Source organism: Psychrobacter sp. MF31 (assembly GCF_012847335.1).
GTDB lineage: Bacteria > Pseudomonadota > Gammaproteobacteria > Pseudomonadales > Moraxellaceae > Psychrobacter.
Genome location: NZ_JABBDX010000006.1, coordinates 64,158 through 82,190, shown reverse-complemented (window position 1 = coordinate 82,190; position 18,033 = coordinate 64,158). Strand labels below are relative to the sequence as shown.

At 42.4% G+C, this 18,033-nt stretch carries 16 protein-coding genes; 4 read left to right on the top strand and 12 right to left on the bottom strand.

From position 1 onward, the window contains the following. Positions 1-34 precede the first annotated feature (34 nt). Genes HF322_RS09085 through HF322_RS09065 form a run of 5 tightly spaced genes read right to left on the bottom strand, consistent with a single transcriptional unit; the run spans position 35 to position 7,169 of the window. Positions 35-1,327 carry a lipopolysaccharide biosynthesis protein gene (locus HF322_RS09085; RefSeq protein WP_169393137.1) on the bottom strand — a complete coding sequence of 431 codons (1,293 nt, stop codon included), beginning with the start codon at positions 1,325-1,327 and terminating at the stop codon, positions 35-37. Continuing rightward, entirely contained in the window at positions 1,328-3,340 is a 2,013-nt protein-coding gene (locus HF322_RS09080) for a nucleoside-diphosphate sugar epimerase/dehydratase (RefSeq protein WP_169393136.1), read from the bottom strand. It lies immediately after the preceding gene. 39 nt (positions 3,341-3,379) lie between these two features. After that, positions 3,380-5,608, bottom strand: a complete 2,229-nt coding sequence (locus HF322_RS09075) for a polysaccharide biosynthesis tyrosine autokinase (protein ID WP_169393135.1) — start codon at positions 5,606-5,608, stop codon at positions 3,380-3,382. A 13-nt stretch (positions 5,609-5,621) separates the two neighbouring features. Further along, entirely contained in the window at positions 5,622-6,053 is a 432-nt protein-coding gene (locus tag HF322_RS09070; RefSeq protein WP_169393134.1) for a low molecular weight protein-tyrosine-phosphatase, read from the bottom strand. 12 nt (positions 6,054-6,065) lie between these two features. Next, on the bottom strand, positions 6,066-7,169 hold the full coding sequence (locus tag HF322_RS09065) for a polysaccharide biosynthesis/export family protein (RefSeq protein WP_169393133.1): 1,104 nt from the start codon (positions 7,167-7,169) through the stop codon (positions 6,066-6,068). 300 nt (positions 7,170-7,469) lie between these two features. Here HF322_RS09065 and rluB point away from each other — a divergent pair, with 300 nt between their 5' ends. Beyond that, complete coding sequence (gene rluB, locus HF322_RS09060) at positions 7,470-8,426, top strand: 23S rRNA pseudouridine(2605) synthase RluB (RefSeq protein ID WP_169393132.1); 957 nt, start codon at positions 7,470-7,472, stop codon at positions 8,424-8,426. 78 nt (positions 8,427-8,504) lie between these two features. Here rluB and HF322_RS09055 read toward each other — a convergent pair whose 3' ends face one another. The 3 genes from HF322_RS09055 to HF322_RS09045 all read right to left on the bottom strand — a co-directional run bounded on the left by HF322_RS09055 (position 8,505) and on the right by HF322_RS09045 (position 10,457). Continuing rightward, positions 8,505-9,047 (bottom strand): hypothetical protein, encoded by a 543-nt coding sequence (locus tag HF322_RS09055; RefSeq protein WP_169393131.1) that lies wholly within the window; start codon positions 9,045-9,047, stop codon positions 8,505-8,507. A gap of 22 nt (positions 9,048-9,069) precedes the next feature. Beyond that, on the bottom strand, positions 9,070-9,648 hold the full coding sequence (locus HF322_RS09050) for a hypothetical protein (RefSeq protein ID WP_169393130.1): 579 nt from the start codon (positions 9,646-9,648) through the stop codon (positions 9,070-9,072). 110 nt (positions 9,649-9,758) lie between these two features. Then, positions 9,759-10,457: a hypothetical protein gene (locus HF322_RS09045; RefSeq protein WP_169393129.1), complete on the bottom strand. Its 699-nt coding sequence runs from the start codon at positions 10,455-10,457 to the stop codon at positions 9,759-9,761. 117 nt (positions 10,458-10,574) lie between these two features. On the opposite strand from HF322_RS09045, the gene HF322_RS09040 reads away from it, so the two are divergent. Continuing rightward, complete coding sequence (locus HF322_RS09040) at positions 10,575-11,186, top strand: LysE/ArgO family amino acid transporter (protein ID WP_169393128.1); 612 nt, start codon at positions 10,575-10,577, stop codon at positions 11,184-11,186. A gap of 75 nt (positions 11,187-11,261) precedes the next feature. Here HF322_RS09040 and HF322_RS09035 read toward each other — a convergent pair whose 3' ends face one another. After that, positions 11,262-12,749, bottom strand: a complete 1,488-nt coding sequence (locus HF322_RS09035) for an NAD(P)/FAD-dependent oxidoreductase (RefSeq protein WP_169393127.1) — start codon at positions 12,747-12,749, stop codon at positions 11,262-11,264. Between the two features lie 115 nt (positions 12,750-12,864). Next, positions 12,865-13,506 (bottom strand): MarC family protein, encoded by a 642-nt coding sequence (locus tag HF322_RS09030; protein WP_169393126.1) that lies wholly within the window; start codon positions 13,504-13,506, stop codon positions 12,865-12,867. Between the two features lie 418 nt (positions 13,507-13,924). On the opposite strand from HF322_RS09030, the gene HF322_RS09025 reads away from it, so the two are divergent. Then, positions 13,925-14,398, top strand: a complete 474-nt coding sequence (locus tag HF322_RS09025) for a nucleoside deaminase (RefSeq protein WP_169393125.1) — start codon at positions 13,925-13,927, stop codon at positions 14,396-14,398. Positions 14,399-14,525: 127 nt separating this feature from the next. On the opposite strand, the gene nadC is transcribed toward HF322_RS09025, so the two are convergent. Both nadC and HF322_RS09015 read right to left on the bottom strand, forming a co-directional pair. Continuing rightward, a complete protein-coding gene (nadC, locus tag HF322_RS09020) occupies positions 14,526-15,404 on the bottom strand; it encodes a carboxylating nicotinate-nucleotide diphosphorylase (protein ID WP_169393124.1) in 879 nt (292 codons plus the stop codon). Positions 15,405-15,541: 137 nt separating this feature from the next. Then, the gene (locus HF322_RS09015) at positions 15,542-16,540 is read right to left on the bottom strand and encodes a hypothetical protein (protein WP_169393123.1); all 999 of its coding nucleotides are present in this window, start codon (positions 16,538-16,540) and stop codon (positions 15,542-15,544) included. A gap of 256 nt (positions 16,541-16,796) precedes the next feature. On the opposite strand from HF322_RS09015, the gene nadA reads away from it, so the two are divergent. Then, positions 16,797-17,939 (top strand): quinolinate synthase NadA, encoded by a 1,143-nt coding sequence (nadA, locus tag HF322_RS09010; protein ID WP_169393122.1) that lies wholly within the window; start codon positions 16,797-16,799, stop codon positions 17,937-17,939. Positions 17,940-18,033: the final 94 nt, after the last annotated feature.

The following is an 18,033-nucleotide window of genomic DNA, read 5'->3' as shown; positions in this document are numbered from 1 at the left end:
AAGCCATTCAAAATTAATTACACTATCTTATAAACTATTGAATAGTGAAAAGACGTTTAAAGACGACATAAAGGATAGAGAGACTAAGTAAGACTCCTACTATCGAAAAAAGAGCAACGGCTATAATGTCTGAATTAAAAAACTTAAAACCTATGTAAAGAGCAGCGGCACGCAATATTACTGAGAAAAACTCTCTGATAAGCAAGAATCGCTGCAAACGTAATGCAGGCATTGCCGCAACACTAGCCCCACTAACTAGGTTCGATAATAGCCAAATAGAAAGCCACTGTGAATAACTACCTGCTAACATCCACTGCTCGCCAAAAATTAAAGAAAAAAGATATTCTCCAAAAAACAACACTGTGCCAAATGGAATTATTCCTATTGCTAAAAGAATAGCGGACACTTTGAGTAACAGCATATAAGCGTTGGATGATTTTGCTATAATCGTACGAGTAATCTTGGGATAAAAAACCTCTCCAACAGCTTGACCTAGTAACATAGCGGGTGCACCAAGTACAAGCACAGCAACTGAGTACTGCCCAGCCGTGGATGGACTAAAAAACGACGCTAACAATATCGTTGGCAAACCTACTGAAGCTGCATTTAGTACACTTTGTGGCATTCGATATATAGCGAAATCACGTTGCTGTATGGCTGCGTTACGAATACCACGAGTACCAAACCAATTACTGACCTTCAGAAAACCGGTTCTAGGAACTCTTAGCATCTGCATCACGAAGTTTGTCAACTGCCCTAGTATCGTAAGTAAGATGAGTAACAATCCAGAAGGGGCAATCATACCTCCAATAAGCTTGCTGCTATCTGTAACTAGTTTACTTTCTACATAAGCGCGAGCTTTAGCTTTAAAAAGCCCTGCTCTAATAGCTGATTGATTGGCTACAGATAGAAGAGCACCTATTATTAACGTTAACGGTATTAGATACAGCATATCAGGCTTACTTTCCATACCTGTCCATACTGCTAACCAAGGTTTTCCTATGTGCACTAATATCAGTGAAATAGGTGCAATAATCAAACCACATAGTATAGACAGTCTTGCTACTGCTGCTGCATCCTCATCACTCTCAGGCATAACGATAGCATTTGCATAGCCCATAGTCGAAACTGGAGTAATAATATTGACAATAGCTGCAAATGCGGCCGCAATACCAAAGGATTCAGGACCGTATAAACGCGTGAGAAACGGCATAAATGCCAAGGCTATAGCTTGTCCAGCGGCAATACCACCACCCACCAGAGCAACATCGCGTACAAAGTGGCTGCTCGTGGTTCTTTTTATTAGAGTTTTAAGATTAATTGACAATTAACCTGCCTCTTTAGAATTAATGATTTTAATTTTTGTAGATTTATCTAAAGTATTTATAGCCGTATTATCCTGATAACCATCTACAAAATATTCAAATCGTTGTTTTAGCCAACCAATATCCGCATCACGAGCTTTTTGTAGTAGATGATCAAGAGTTTCTTCTACTTCATTTAACGCAAAACTGTGCTCTATCGCCTGCATAATTAGCGGATGATGCGTCGCTTCAACATTATCATCCCCAATGATCAGCTCTTCATAAAGCTTTTCACCAGGACGAAGTCCGGTAAATTTGATTTCAATATCGCCGTTTGGATTTGCGCTATCCTTTGGAATACAGCCGCTTAAGTAAATCATTCGCCGCGCCAGATCAACGATTTTGACAGGATCACCCATATTTAAGACAAAAACCTCCCCGCCCTTTGCCATGGCTCCTGCTTGAATGACAAGGTTCGCAGCTTCCGGAATAGTCATAAAATAACGGGTGACTTCAGGATGTGTGACGGTAATTGGTCGACCTTGCTCTATTTGTTTGGTGAATACCGGAACGACAGAACCAGAGGAGCCCAAAACATTACCAAAGCGTACCATGCTAATACAGGTAGTAGATTGTGATTGACTTAAGCCCTGACAGACAAGCTCAGCTAAGCGTTTCGATGCACCCATAATATTGGTTGGACGAACGGCTTTATCGGTTGAGATAAGCACAAAAGTGGCAACACCTGCTTTGATTGCAGCGCGAGCGCAATGATACGTACCTTTACTGTTGTTTATTGCCCCTGCAAAAGGGTTAAATTCAACAATAGGAACATGTTTATAGGCAGCGGCATGGTAAACCGTTTGGATTTGGTATTGTTTAAAGGTTTTGATTAAATGATCTTCATTAATGACATTACCAAGGATGGCAGTGATTTTAATATCTTTATAATCAGGCTTATTACTTTGTTTTAATAGCAGCTCTTGGTGAATGCTATAAAGTGCAAACTCAGATAACTCATAAAGCACTAAAGAGTTAGGCTTATTTTTGAGGATTTGCCGACATAGCTCGCTACCAATAGAACCACCTGCGCCAGTAACTAAAACACATTTTTCGGTAATGTTTTTTTGCAACAATACTTGATCCGGCTCTACCGTTTGCCGATCTAACACATCTAAAATATCAATCTTGCGCATACTACTCACAGTTACTTGGTCATCCGCAATTTCTTGCAGGCTTGGCAACGCTTTAATCTTAATTGAGATATCTGCAAGGCTATCAATAATTTCACGGCGGCGGTTGCGACTGATCGACGGCATAGCTAGAAAGATTTGTGCAATTTCAAGCTTATTGACGACATCAAGAAGCTCATGAGCGGCATAAATACGCTTGCCAAAAATATAAGCTCCGGTTAATTGAGGATCGTCATCAATAAAGGCACTGACATAATATTTATGAGAGTTTTTCAAACCTTCTAATAGCTCACGACCCGCCTCACCGGCACCATAAATCAAGACATTATCATAGCCAGAATAGTCTTTGCTTAATTTCAAGCTTTTGCCCTGACCACGTATCAGCAGCTCTTTGATGGTCAGACGACTGTTCCAAAGCCAAATAAAGAATAAGAACAAAAATATGATTGGCGCTGATCTTGGTATCTCAGGCATATAATCAAGCGACAATATTCCTTCATAAATAATAATGAGTACAAGAAATAGCTGCAGTACCCACCCCATCAATCCTTCAAAAAAGGCACGTGCAACACCTTTATAAAAACCAATGAGATAAAGTCCTAAAATTGGAATAACGGCATATAAACATAAGGCGAGTATACCAATATGGTTATCAAGCTTACCGTAACGCAGAGAGATTGCCAAAAATAGACAAACTATTGCCATTATAAAATCAGTGGCAATTAATACACTGCGTTTTACAGGTCTTGGCAGCTTTAATAGTTGGTTGGAAATTTTATTTAGCCAACCAACTTTAGCCCCATCTGATACTTGATCAGCATAGCTCTTAAATTGCATTGCCATCTTAAAAACTTCCAGTTGCTTTAGTTTCCATCAAATTATTCATGATTTATTTTTGCCGTAGGCATAACTATAATGATAGCTATATTTACTTAATAACCCTTGTTGCATGTCATTTAAGACCAAACCATCCACTCGAACATTGCCTTTTTCCATTTGCTTAACGGCATAAGCAACCTGACCTTCAATAGATTTATCATAACGGGTGACCATGATAACCTTATCGGCATAACGCGCTAGAATAATGGCATCTGACGCTGCTAAGACTGGTGCTGAGTCAATAATAATATAGTCGTAATATTCACTTAATTGTCGCATCAAATGGTCAAATTTATCGCTGGCTAATAATGAAGCTGGATTTTTGGGAATACGACCGCGCGGTATAAAATCGACATGCTCAAGCTCTGTAGGATGAACGATAGTCTCAAGACTTTTAGGTTCATAGGTATTGCTGCTTTCTTGTGAAAAATATTCGGCAAGTCCATTGTCAGGATCCATATTGAACATTTCATGAAGTCGACCAAGGCGCATATCCGCATCAATAATCAAGACTTTTTTATCCAGCTGACCAAAAACTTCTGTTAAGTTTGCTGAAATATAAGACTTGCCAATTCCTGGACTTTCACCGGTAACCAAGATCACCCGAGCTCGTTGACCTGTTTTGCTCTGATTGGGCATACCAAACATTAAATGCGTTCTTAAACTTTTAATGGCTTCATAGCTAAGACCATCGTTATCTACATAAGCCAACAAGCGGCTACTTGATTTTTTGTTTTTAGTAAGACGAGCTACTGCCTCAGAGCGTGGAATAGTGGCGATGACTGGAATGCCAGTTTTTGCTTCCAAGCGATCAGGATCTTTAATAGGGCTTCTAAGCATGCTTTTGATAAATACGATCACTACGCCAAGCATTAACCCTAATAAGGTTGCCAGTAAAACGATGAGTGCTTTTTTGGGTGCAATAGCGTTAAAAGTGCTGATTGGCAGGTCGATAATTCGCGCAAAACCGATTTGACCTGCCTTCACAATTTTTAGCTGTTCATAGTTTTTAAGCATCGTAAGATAAAGCTCACGATTAATACCGACATCTTCAGAAAGCTTTAAGAATTCGCGCTGAACTTCAGGAAGCTTACCAACTGTTCCTGTAATTTCTTGTTTACGATCGTTTAGAACTTTGAGCTGGTCATTAATTTGTACAACAAGCGGATGCTCATCGGTATAATAAGTAGTTAAATCTGCTTTTTTAAGTTTTAGCTCATTAAGCTGTGAATCAATTTGACTATTTTCTGTGATTAATAATTCAGCTTCTTTGCTGACATCGATGGTGCCATATTTTTCACGAAAACTATTAAACGCCGACTCAGAGTCTTCTAATTTTTGTTTGAGCTTTGGAATTTGGGTTTCCATAAAACTGATCGTTTTGGTGGTCTCCTCGGAGCCGCGCGATTGATTTTGATCAATATAAGATAAAACAATTTCTTTTAATATTAAACTAATTTGCTGCTGATTGCTGCCTGTTAACGACAGCTCAATAATCCCGGTTTGCTTGCCACGCTCAATAGCAGTCAATGCGCTATTGATAGCATCGGTGGTATTATGAAGTGACTGTTTAACTATAGTGATCGGATGATCATTGGCTGGCAGATCATTAACCGTAATTTGAATGGCGCCATCAGTTCCTTGAAAACGGTGCTCTTGACCAAGAGTTCCTTTAAAATCATCAAAGCCATTGGTCAATACAAAGCCATCGCCGCGGCGCGTTAATGTCATCGGCTGATTTAAATAACCTTGCGAAACGTTTAACTGGCTGATTTGCGCTGGGCCGTCTTTTGTGGCAAGCATCACGCCTTCAAAAGAGTTAATCTGAGTTTGCGTTCGATCATTTTTTATTTTTTCAATAACGCCAATTTCAGGATCACTCAAACGGATGCGTAGATGTAGAGCATTGATCACGGGTTCTAGAATCATTCGCGATTTAATCAGCTCAGCTTCAGTTTGCGCAGGGCTAACATCTGTAGAAACAAGCTCTGAAATGTTCGAGCCGAGTGCTGAAATTCCTGATGATTTATCATCAATTTGAATCAAAGCATCGGATTTAAAAGTGGGGTTCAAATAACGGCTATATAAGATACCGATTGCCAATCCAAGAATGGCGCAAAGTAGTAGCGTTTTCCAGCCCCGAAGTAAGCTTAATAGCAACGCCACTAAGTCAATTTCATCATCATCCATTGCTTTAGTTTGCGCCATTGTGCTTTTTGCATCTGTACTCATAGATAATCACTACTTAAATCTTATCAAACCAAGAATCTAAACTTTTTATAATATCTTTTTTAGCCGTCATAAAGGCATTGTCATCATGACCATAAGGATCAGCAATGTCTTTATTAATCCAGTGCCCTAAGCGATACGTCTTACCGCGGCAATGCGGCCACTGTGACTCAATCCAACGCACTTGGTTTTCTGACATGGTGAAAATCAAGTCCGCTTTTTTAACCAAATCTTCATTAATTTGTTTCGCAATATGACTACTCATATCGATATTATCGTCAGCACTCATGACACTGATTGCTTGATCATCGGCGCTATGTCCGACAACTGCTGAGAGCCCTGCTGAGTCAATATTTTTATTGGGAAATCGTTTTTTTAATAAGGCTTCGGCAATGGGGCTTCTACAAATATTACCCACGCAAACGACTAAAATATTATTAAAGCTCATAATAACGTCTCTTTAAAAGCCTTTTAATACGGAAACTGCAGAAGTTGAAGGTAACAAGGCGCTGATCACGCGGTTCCAACGGGTGAGTCCTGTTGGATCGACATAAACAATATCATTAGGCAGCATCTCAAAGCGATTTGCTAAAGCAAAACTGGTGATATTTTGCATGTCAATGTAATAAATATTCGTTTGCGTATAATTAGGATTATCTCGGACTACATAAATTTTAGCGGCATTAGCAGTATTAGAGTTGAGACCATTTGATTCGCCTAGTACATGAGACAAACTCAAACCTTGCTCTAAGATAGGAACGGGCTCAACTTTGCCAAACTCGCCCAATACATAAACTTTATTCCGGCTTTGGCTGTTGACATGGATAGAGTCGCCATTTTTAATATAAATTTGGTTGGCGGATGATCCCATTTGACGTAATGATTGCAAACCTAAATTATAATTGACGCCATTGCGATTAAGGACGATATTATTAGAGTCACCAGTCGACATTGCACCACCGGCCATCGACAAGGCACCATAAAGCGTAACCGGCGCATCGGTCATACTAAACTCGCCCGGCTGCTTGACGTCGCCATCAATAAAAAACTTATTACCGCGATAATCGATAATTTTTACTTGCGGGTCTGAATATTTTAAATAGCGCTGCAACTGACGCTGCAAGTTGGCAGTAAACTGCGGAACACTTAATCCTGCAGCTTTAATCCGACCAATTAAAGGGAACTGAACAAAGCCTTGTTGATCTACGGGAAAACCAGAAGCGTAAGGCGTTGAACCACCCGTTGAAGGTGGTGCAATATCAGGATATCCTGATATGACAATACTTAAAATGTCCCCAGAGGTAATTTTATAATCTACCCGTCCTGAGGAGCGAATCAACTGCGTGAGGCTGGCATTAGGAGTAGTGGCTTTTTTTGGTGGCAATGTTGCCAAAGTCAATGGTTGAACGACAAACTCAATGCCATTTTCAGCTTTAAACGCGCCATAAGGCGGTAGATCGCCAGACTTAAGCCCTGAAGTAATGGTACTATTAGTAGCACATCCTGTTAGTAAGCTGCTCGCCAAAAGCATTGATATTCCAAATAACTTATTTAGCTGCTGCATACTTCCTCCGCTTGCAATATCAAATCTATCGCAAATACCTATCAAATTACAATAACTTAACTAATGTAGCAAAATATTTGCGCATGATAACATAACTTAATTGAAATTAGGGAACAATTACTGACTATTGTTACAATTAAATCTATCAAATTTTTATGAAAGTAAATTTGTTTATGCTTGAAAAAAATGGTCTAAACTTTCCTAAAAATAATGTATTAAGGTTATAATAACTTGCTCTAAAAAAATTTGCTCATGCCATACATTGCGAAATGTAGCCACTACCGAATCAAGGAATTCATCATGAAAGACGAAAAACTACAAAAAGCGCTTGCCCGAATGGGTCTTGGCTCGCGCCGGCAAATGGAAGACGTTATCAGGTCAGGTCGCGTATCGATTAATAGCGCCCCTGCCACGATTGGCGATCGCGTAACTATTGGCGATGAAATCCGCGTTGATGGTCGCCTGATTCGCTACAAAGCTGAAAATGAAAAGCGCCGCCGTGTACTCGCTTATTATAAACCCGAAGGGGAGATTTGCTCAGCAACCGATCCTGAAGGTCGCCCGACTGTGTTTGAGCGCTTGCCAAAGCTGACTCATGACCGCTGGGTGATGGTTGGTCGCTTGGACATTAACTCAACAGGGCTGTTGTTATTTACCAATGATGGTGAGCTTGCTCACCGCTTGATGCATCCCTCAAATGAAATTAATCGTGAATATGCTGTTCGCGTGTTAGGCGAAGTGACACCGGAGATTGCTAAAAACTTAACTGCCGGTGTCATGCTTGACGATGGCATGGCGCAATTTGAAGACATCAAAGAAGGCGGCGGTGAAGGTGTCAATAAATGGTATCACGTCAAATTAAAAGAAGGTCGCAACCGTGAAGTCCGCCGCTTGTTTGAGTCGCAAGGTCTTAAGGTCAGCCGACTACTTCGGACACGTTACGGCAGTATCAGCTTGCCAAAAGAGCTGCGAACAGGTCGCTTTTTAGAGCTTGATAAAAAAGACATCAACAGCTTAACCGATTTGGTCAGTTTGCGACCGCGCCAAGACACAGGGCTTCAAGGCGCAGCAAAACGTAAGCAAGACCGGATTAAAGATAAACCGCTTAAAGCTCGCCGCGATTATCAAAGCGATCGTAAACGTAACGAAAGCACGCGTAACTACACGAAAGAAAGTTCGCGACGAAATACGAACGACAAAGGCAATCGTCAACGTAGCGATCGCCCAACGGACAATCGCGATCGCCGATCAAAGTAGTTGTTAACTTAAAACCGTTCTGACAATAAAAAAGCAGTCATTAACGTTACTGCTTTTTTATTTTTGACTTTTCTAATATCAGCGCTGAGTGTCCAAATAGCGCTTCATTACTTTAAGCTCTTGCCAGTGCTGAGCTTCTATTTTTTCTAAAACGTCATCTAACCTTGCTTCAATACCATCCAGTAAACCTTTTAATAGTTGCTCTGCCTCACTCATTTTTGCAGCGTTGATGTTTTTTTGCTGATAGGATTGCCGCAAATGGTAATAACTTGCCAGCATTTCAGGAAGGCGCGAGTAAATAAACTTATGAGCGATAAATTCTGCTTCACTAAGCGCTTGATGATTGTCATTTAACGACTGCTGATAACTTTCAAAATGTGCTAATTTTTGGTCAATATTTTGTAATTGCCGCAGCAAATCATTAGTTAATCCTTGCAAATGCGCTGGGTTTAACTCAAGCTTTTGCCATTGCAGTTTGCTGATTAATAAGGGTGCTTTTGGGTTTTGATAAACCATAACACCTGGTGTAATTCCGGCGATACGGTGCAGGGCGTGCCAGCTTTTTTTACCCAAATAATAAATTGTGATTGCAGTGACCGCGCCGACGCCAATTAATATCATAGTGTCCTACTTAGTTTCCTACTTATACCCTATCGTCATTTGGCAGGCTTAACGTATCTTCTACGCCATCAAAGCGCTGCTGCAAATAGCGATTGGTCGCAAGCAATTTTTGACCATCTTGATGATAAGACGCGTCAAGCAGTTCATCAAATTGTTTATTAATGGTACTTAATACGTCTAATAATGCCTCTTGCGCGGTGACATTAGAGTTTTTAATTTTGGTGGAATCGGCGCGTGCGCCTTCTAAGTCATAAAGCCGTTGATAGTCGCGAACGGCTTGCGGGATATGATTGTCCATCAAATTTTGAATCATGACATAAGTTTCGTTCACGCTGTCAGAATCATCAATTTTGCCATCGTTATTGCTATCGCCATAAATCAGCCGCAACTTTTCGCCTTTTTGATTAATCTCATCAAGGGCGATTTTGACTGAGTCAGGAAGGCTTTTTTCAGGAATATAACCAAGCTTCGGAATTGATTTATAACCAAGCATTTTAGGCGCAGTGATTTTTTTAAAGCCGCGATAACCCAAATACACGCCTGCTGCCGGTAAGACGCCGTATAATAAAAACATAAGAAATAAGGCAGTTGCTTGGGTCATTTGAGCATCCTTTAATTGCTTTTTTCTCTATTAAACAAAACATTGTGACCTGTGACCATATCTTTATCGTTAATGGTCGCTAACGCGGGTTACATTGATGGCGCCACAATTTATGAATGCTTGGTTCGGTTTTTGACATAGCGGTGGGTGGACGCCAAGCGATTGACCACAGTTTGGTGCAATTCATCAAGTAGCTCGTCAAGTTCGTAATCAATTTGCAAAAACAAATCGGTCAGTAAGTCGCCTGCGGTCATGTTACTTTGAACGACGCTATTTTTAGTTCGGTGCGGGCTAAAGCGCTGCAATTGCTGATAATGATGAATGGCTTCAGGGATGCTTTCTTGAATGAGTTTATCAATAACAAATTTGCGCTCATCATGACTATGATTGTCATCAATTTGGGCGCTCCACTCACGATAGCGCGAAAGCTTACCGTTAATCCGGTCAAGAACAGCAACCGCTTCAATCGGCATGGCGTTTAAAATATCAGGGTCAACCACATCTATCAGTTCAGTCATCATTGGGCAATGTCCATGGCGCAGCTGCCATCGCGTCGTCATATCAAACGGCGGTCGACCGCGGCGCTGATAACGCGCTTTATTGGCAAGGTAGCGCTCGGTAAGGGTACTATTATTTGACAAATCTTTATTACTGATTTTATTGTTTTCACTATTATTTTGAGTCGCTGATTGATTAGGGCTGCTATAATCGGCACTTTTTGGCGCTGGTGTTTCAGAAGCGTTTTTTTGCGCCGCCTCAGTTGATGGCTGACCAAAGGATGTTAGCATTCGTGTTAAGCTTACGACCATAATTTGCTTGATTCCTTTGTTATTACCCCGTTCAGGATCTTTTTATTTTAGGCAATTTTTTATTTTTAATCCTCGTACTTTAGGTAGTGTAACAGGTTTTACTATGGATTTTGGCAAATGACAGCGCTAATTAATGCAGATTTTAGTTCAGGATTGCTGCTTGGGCTGTCGCTTATTGTGGCGATTGGCTCACAAAATGCGTTCATTTTAAAGCAAGGCATCAAGCGTGAGCATGTGTTTTGGGTTTGCCTGTTTTGTGCAGTGAGCGATGCACTGTTGATCGTCGCAGGGGTCGCCGGATTTGGAACGGTCACGGCAAAGTTTCCGCAACTAGTCACCATGGCTAAATGGCTCGGGGCGCTGTTTTTATTAGCTTATGGGCTGCAAAATCTACGCGCAAGCATCACCAATAAATCTGCCCTTCATGCCAGCGCGCATTTAAGCATGAGTCTTAAAAAATCACTACTGCTTTGTTTTGGCTTTACTTGGCTCAACCCTCACGTTTATTTGGACACGCTCGTGTTGGTTGGCATGGTGTCAACCGGCGCAGATGATGCTAAACTTTTTGCGATAGGCGCGGTGACGGCATCGTTTTTATTTTTCTTTAGTTTAGGCTTTGGGGCAAGGCTGCTTGCGCCTATATTTGCCAAACCTAAAGCTTGGAATATTCTTGACGGCTTGGTTGGTTTGTTTATGCTGTATTTGGCGTGGCAATTGGCGTTTAATTAACTTTTAAAAGAATAAAAAACAAAAAAGCCAAACCTGATATTCAAGTTTGGCAAATTTAGTTTAAACAATTTAAAATTAAGACGCTTTTGCTTCGGCTTCGTTTGCTGATTTTTTAGACGCGGTTTTGTTTTCTGTGACTTTGTTTTTATTCACTGAAGTTTTAATCCCAGTTTGGGCTACTGACGCATTGTCATTTTCGCCACTTTCAGTCACGCCAACCAAATCCAAAAAGTGCTCAAGCGAGTCATCAAGAACATCAAGCCAAGGCTCAGGAAGCTTGGGCGCAAGCGTTCCGGTCAAAGTTGAGCGGTAGGCTTTTTCGCGAAATCCCATAATGTCAGCGGCTTTATCTTGTTGCCACTGTTTAAAGATTTTGCCCTGCTTCTCTACTGCAAACTCAGGATAATCGGTGGCATTGGTCAAGTCGCGGATGTAGCTTGCTTGAAAGTCAATCGACTCGTTGCAGCCGTTCAGCGCGTCATGGCGCTCAAGCCAAGCGACTTCGTCCTTTTGGCGAGCTTCAAGCGTCGGCAGTTCGATCTTGCCAAGCATCACATCGCGAGCAAACCAAGCTTGGGCATCAAACATGTTAAAGGTAAAGTATTGGTCTTGCATGCCAAGGTAAATAAGCTTTGGATTGGGTTGCCAAAAAATACCTTTATAAAGGTTTGCCGGATACAAGCAGTTATGCGTTTGCAGTCGCAGCTCATCAGGCAAAAAGCGGAAGTGAAACAGATATCCTGTACACATAATCACTGCATCAAAGCGCTGGCTTGTACCATCGGCAAAATGCGCAATATCATCTTCAAAATGGGTCAATAAAGGCACTTCGCTAATGCCTTCGGGCCAATCGTAGCCTAATGGCTGACTGCGGTAGCTGATGGTGACCGATTTTGTGCCGTATTTATAGCACTGAGTGCCGATGTCTTCGGCAGAATAGCTGCTACCAACAAGCAGGACGTCTTTGTCTTTAAATTCAAGGGCATCACGGAAATCATGAGCATGAAGCACGCGACCGGGAAACTGCTCAAGACCTTCAAAATACGGCATATTTGGTGTCGAAAAATGACCGGTTGCCACCACGACAAAATCAAACTCGTCCGTTTCTTGCTCGCCAGTTTTATGGTTCATGACGGTGACGGTAAATTTTTGCGTGTCGTCATCAAAGGTTACCCAACGCACCGGACATTCAAAACGGATATATTTTTTGATGTCGTGCTTATCGATGCGCCCCATGATGTAGTCTTTTAAAACTTCGCGCGGCGGATAAGAGGGAATCGGCTCACCAAAATGCGCTTCAAAGGAATAATCAGCAAATTCTAAGCACTCTTTTGGACCATTTGACCACAAATAGCGGTACATACTGCCATGAACCGGCTCACCGTGTTTATCAAGACCGGTTCGCCAATTGTAGTTCCACATCCCGCCAATATCATTTTGTTTTTCATAACAAACTATTTCAGGAAGGTCAGTTGCTCCCGCTAAACGAGCCGTCTCAAACGCTCGCAGTTGCGCAAGTCCACTAGGTCCTGCCCCCAAAATAGCAATCTTTGCCTTACTCAAAACTTACTCCTGTTCACTGAAATGAAACACCATCATAACATATCTTGATAATGCTTGCTTAGTCATCAAAAGTTGGCTATTTTTGAGTAAATCTTTAAATTAAAATGTCATTTTTTTATAATAAATCTGGAAACAGCGTTCGTAAACCATTAACAATAATTTCAATGGCAACTGCCGCTAGCAGCATCCCCATAATTCGGCTCATAATGTTAAGTCCAGCATCGCCTAAAACTCGGCTAATGCGCCCTGCTGCCATCAATGCCAAATAACAAAAAATACTGATAAAAAGTCCGGCAATTATTACCGCTGACATTTGCAGCCATCCTGTGATTTGCGATGAATAAATAATGACGGTTGAAATACCACCAGGACCTATCATCATCGGGATCGCAAGCGGCACAACGGCTGAAGCGGTTGATGGCAGCGTATCTTGAACATGATCAATATCAAAATTGTCTTGATCGGGCTTGACTGGATTGCCTTCCCCATTCATCATATTGATGGCGATTAAAAATACCAAAATCCCGCCTGCCATCTGAAACGAGCCAATTGAGATGCCAAGCGCTTTGAGCAGCGACTCCCCTGCTATGGTGAAAAAACTAATGGTGATAAAAATGGTTAGGCAAGCAATTCGCGCGACTTTTCGGCGGTTTGCCATGGTATAGCCGCGGGTCAAATCTAAAAATAACGTCAGCGCGCCAAAAGGATTAATAAGCACCATAAACGCAAGGATAATCTTAATAATTTCGGTATTCATAGCCGCAAGCTCGCATTTAATTTTGCTGTAAAAAACAAAGCCATCGTAAGAAAATCACGATGGCAAAAGCAACAGTTGATATTCTAGCATATCGTAATTTGTGATTGAAATGCTGCTTATGACTCATGACAATTAAATCAAAATCTCAAAATTTTCTTTAACATCAACAAAATCGCTTTTACCATTCTTGCGCCTTGACTTTAATAGTCGCTATGGCGATACTCTGTCTGGCGCTTGTTAAACTTCCTGCGCCGACCCTGCCTTTTTTACCTCTTATTTTTACTTAAGCCTTTTGGCTATGTTTACAACACCTGCGCGCAAATCGTGTTGCTTTGTTATGGGCAACGATAATTAACATCTTACGTGCAAAGTTAATTGAATTTTTTAAGCCTCAATCATAATGATAAAGGATGATGTTATGGCAAACCAACTGACCGATTTTGATAAAAAAATGATTAAGCGCTCCATCGAGCTTGCGACCGAAAACGTGGCAAAAGGCGGCGAACCGTTTGGCGCGGTGCTCACTCGCGGTGAAGATGTATTGACCGAAGCCGTCAACGAAGCTTATCTTCACGACGACCCAACTGCTCATGCTGAAATGCAAGCACTGCGCCAAGCCGGCAACACCTTACGTCAACCGCACGAAGGCATCACCATGTATGCCAGCGGAAAACCTTGCGGAATGTGTATGGCAGCGATGCTTCAAGTTGGCATTGACCGCGTGGTTTATGGTGCGGATGAAGAGCTTGGCGATGCTTACGGTTGGGGAACTCAGCCGTTATATGATAAGTTGAAAAAAGATTTAGGCAAACAAGGTATTGAAGTCGTTAACTGCCCTGACGCTAGCAGCAAAGAGCCGTTTGAGGCTTATAAAGAAAAGCATGGCGCTTAAAATAGTTTTGCATTAGTTTTTATTGTTTTTCAAAAACCGTATTTTATAAAACGCATAAAAAAAGCCTTTATCAGCTTGATAAGGGCTTTTTTATTTTAATAGTTTAATCTTATTAATAGTTAAAGTTTTAGGCTTCACTGCTAAAATCAAGACCAATATCAAGGGCGGTGGTGCTGTGAGTTAAATAGCCCATGGCAATAAAATCAACGCCGGTTTTGGCAACGGCAACGACCGAATCGGGCGTAATACCCCCTGACGCTTCGGTTTGCGCGCGACCTTGGCACATGGCAACGGCTTTGGTTAGCGTCGATGGTGACATATTATCAAGCAGCACTAAATTCACGCCAGCTTCTAGCGCTTCCTCTAACTGATCCAAATTATCGACTTCAACTTCAATCGGAATCAGATGACCGGCAAGCGCTTTTGCCTGCGCAATTGCAGTAGTAATATTGCCCGAAATGGCAATATGATTGTCTTTAATCAAAATGGCATCATCAAGCCCCAATCGGTGATTGCGACCGCCGCCGCAGCGAACGGCATATTTTTGCAATACCCGCAGCCCCGGAATGGTTTTGCGAGTGCAAGTAACTTGCGCCGGAAACTCAGCAACGCTATCCACGATTTGGCGCGTGGCGGTGGCAATGCCGCTTAAATGAGTCAAAAAATTAAGCGCCGTTCGCTCAGCAGTCAATAAGTTGCGAGCGTTGCCAAAAACCGTCGCCAAAACGCTTCCTGCCTCAACCCAATCGCCATCGGTGATCTTGGCACAAAAGTCAATCTCATCATCCACCAACGCAAACGCCATTTTTGCCAAATCCATCCCGCAAATCACGCCTGATTGTCGCGCCCGAATCTCAAGCTTGGCTTGCATCTTTGCCGGAATCGTGGCTTGCGAGGTCACATCGCCGCGACGTCCCAAATCCTCAACGAGCGCCGCCTCGACCCAAGGCTTTATGACAAGGTTTGCAAGTGCAGGTTCAGTGACAGATTTTGGCTTTTGGCGCATAAGGTATCCTTACTTAAATTATTTTAATTTTAAAAACGGTTAGTTGCAGCCGCTTAAATGAGCCATTACGATTTAATCTCAAAATGAGCATAAATATAGCGGAAATTATTTTTTATAGCAATAAAAATTAAAGCCGTTTATTTGCGTTTGGGTAATTTGCTGTCCATCAACAAACTTTGCAGCTCAATGTCATGGCAAAAACGGTAAAGCTTGGCGGGGCGACCGCGCTGATTGGTGCTGCTTTTACCCGTTGGCATCACCAAATTTTGTGACTCAAGCAAGCGGCGAAAGTTTTGCTTATGAAGTGGCACTCCCGATAATGCCTCAACGCTTTGTTGGAGCTGCGATAAGGTAAACTCGTTCGGCATTAAACCAAAAATCAGCGGTTGATATTCAATTTTGGCGCGAATCCGTGAAATGGCGGTGGCAATCACGCGGCGGTGGTCGTAATACATCGGCGCGCCAATAATTAACGCCCAATCGCTTGGCAGTTTATTCGGTTGATAGTCCGGCGATTCTGGAATGAGACCAGCTTCATAAAGCATCTCATAACGCAGTAGTACGTGCTCGGCAACCCAGCTTGCCTCTATATTTTGCAAATAGCTTTCACTATGTTTCAAGTCTTCTGAGCGATTTACGCCCCAACATAAACAAATGCGCTGACGGCGACGCCGCGCGGTTATTTCATCTGCCGAATCTGCCCAAGCAAACAATTCTGGAATGATAACATCTGCAATCACGTTAGGCGCGCCATTTAAATGATTCTCCCACGGAAAGTAGTCAAACCAATCGTGCCAAACCGCTTGGCTTTGGTGGCGAATGGTCTGCATTTCCTGAACCAATCCCAAATAGCTGACGTAAACCAGCGCATGACCATCGATATTGCGGCGATTGGTATCAACGAAAGTATAAAGCTGCTCCAAATAGCCAAGTGGCTGCTGCGTTTGCTCCTCGACCCACTGGCGAACACCTGCTTGTAATGAGCGGTGCAGCGGCATCAAAGGACCATTGGGCAACAATTTGCCGCCATCGACCGTCAGCACTTTGGCAACGCCTTCAATAATGGCAACCAAAACCGCCACAACCTCAGTCGTACCACTACCAGATTTATGCGCGTGGGAATAAGACAATGTCATTGCTTTGCTATTATCCTTTTTATTTTTAATCGTGATTTTAGTATAGCCTGAATTGCAATCAATAGGCGTTTTGAAAAGAGGTTAAATATTACTAAAACTAAATTATTGGTCGGCATCAAAATATTGTTATTAAAATTTAAGAAAAACCACTTGTATTAATGCTCAAAATGAGCATAATTAAGCAAAATTACTTGTCATTTTTTATTCACATTCAAAAACCTCATTTGCCATTGCTTGATAATAAAAGGTTTGTCCTATGATTACTGCCTACCCCTTTGATGCTCCTGTCTTAAATACCAATAAAAGCCTCGTCAAAACGTTAAACATCGACTACGCTCGCGCTAAGATTCCTACGGAGTTGCCACGCGAACAGCGCAAAGTAGTTGAGGCGAACATCAAGCAGCTTTTAATTGAAAAAGATGCGGTTTTGGTGGCGCATTATTACGTTGACCCGTTTATTCAGGATTTGGCGCTAGCAACGGGCGGCTGCGTTGGCGATTCGCTTGAGATGGCACGATTTGGGCAAGCGCATCCGGCAAAAACGTTGGTGGTGGCAGGCGTTCGCTTTATGGGCGAGTCGGCAAAGATTTTAAGCATGGAAAAAACGGTATTAATGCCGGATTTGGAAGCCGAATGCTCGCTTGATTTGGGCTGCCCGATTGCCGATTTTAGCGCGTTTTGCGACGCTCACCCTGATCGAACCGTCGTTGTTTACGCCAATACCAGTGCCGCGGTTAAAGCTCGCGCGGATTGGGTGGTAACTTCATCGGTTGGTATTGATATCGTCCGCCATTTGCACGAAAGCGGTGAAAAAATCATTTGGGGACCCGACCGGCATTTAGGAAGCTATATTGCTCGCGAAACCGGCGCAGATATGCTGCTTTGGCAAGGTTCGTGCTTGGTTCATAATGAGTTTAAAGCCACTGAGCTTGAGCAATTAAAAGCGGAAAACCCGACCGCAAAAGTCCTCGTTCATCCTGAATCGCCGGACAGCGTGGTGGCGCTTGCCGATGTGGTTGGCTCAACCAGTAAGCTATTAAACGCCACCTTTGAAATGGATGATGACACCTTTATTGTCGCCACCGACCTTGGCATTTTGCACGAAATGCAAAAAAAATCGCCAACCAAACGCTTTTTAGCTGCACCAACCGCCGGTGAAAGCGCAAGCTGCAAAAGCTGTGCGTTTTGTCCGTGGATGGCAATGAACGGTTTGCAAGGGATTGAAAACTGCTTAACCAATTTTAGCGGTGAAGTATTGCTTGATGACGACCTAGCGGCGGCGGCTAGAAAGCCTTTACAGCGGATGCTTGATTTTGCCAAAGCGCAAAAATCGCGCGTGACCGCAAGTGGCGATATGATCAAAGACCGCGACTTGTTTGCTCACGTTGGCGCAGCTTAATTGTTCAATCCATTGGCTTAACCAAATTCTATGACCCAAAAAAAGGCAAGCTTATGAATCACCAATTAAGCACAACGCTCACCACCGACGTTTT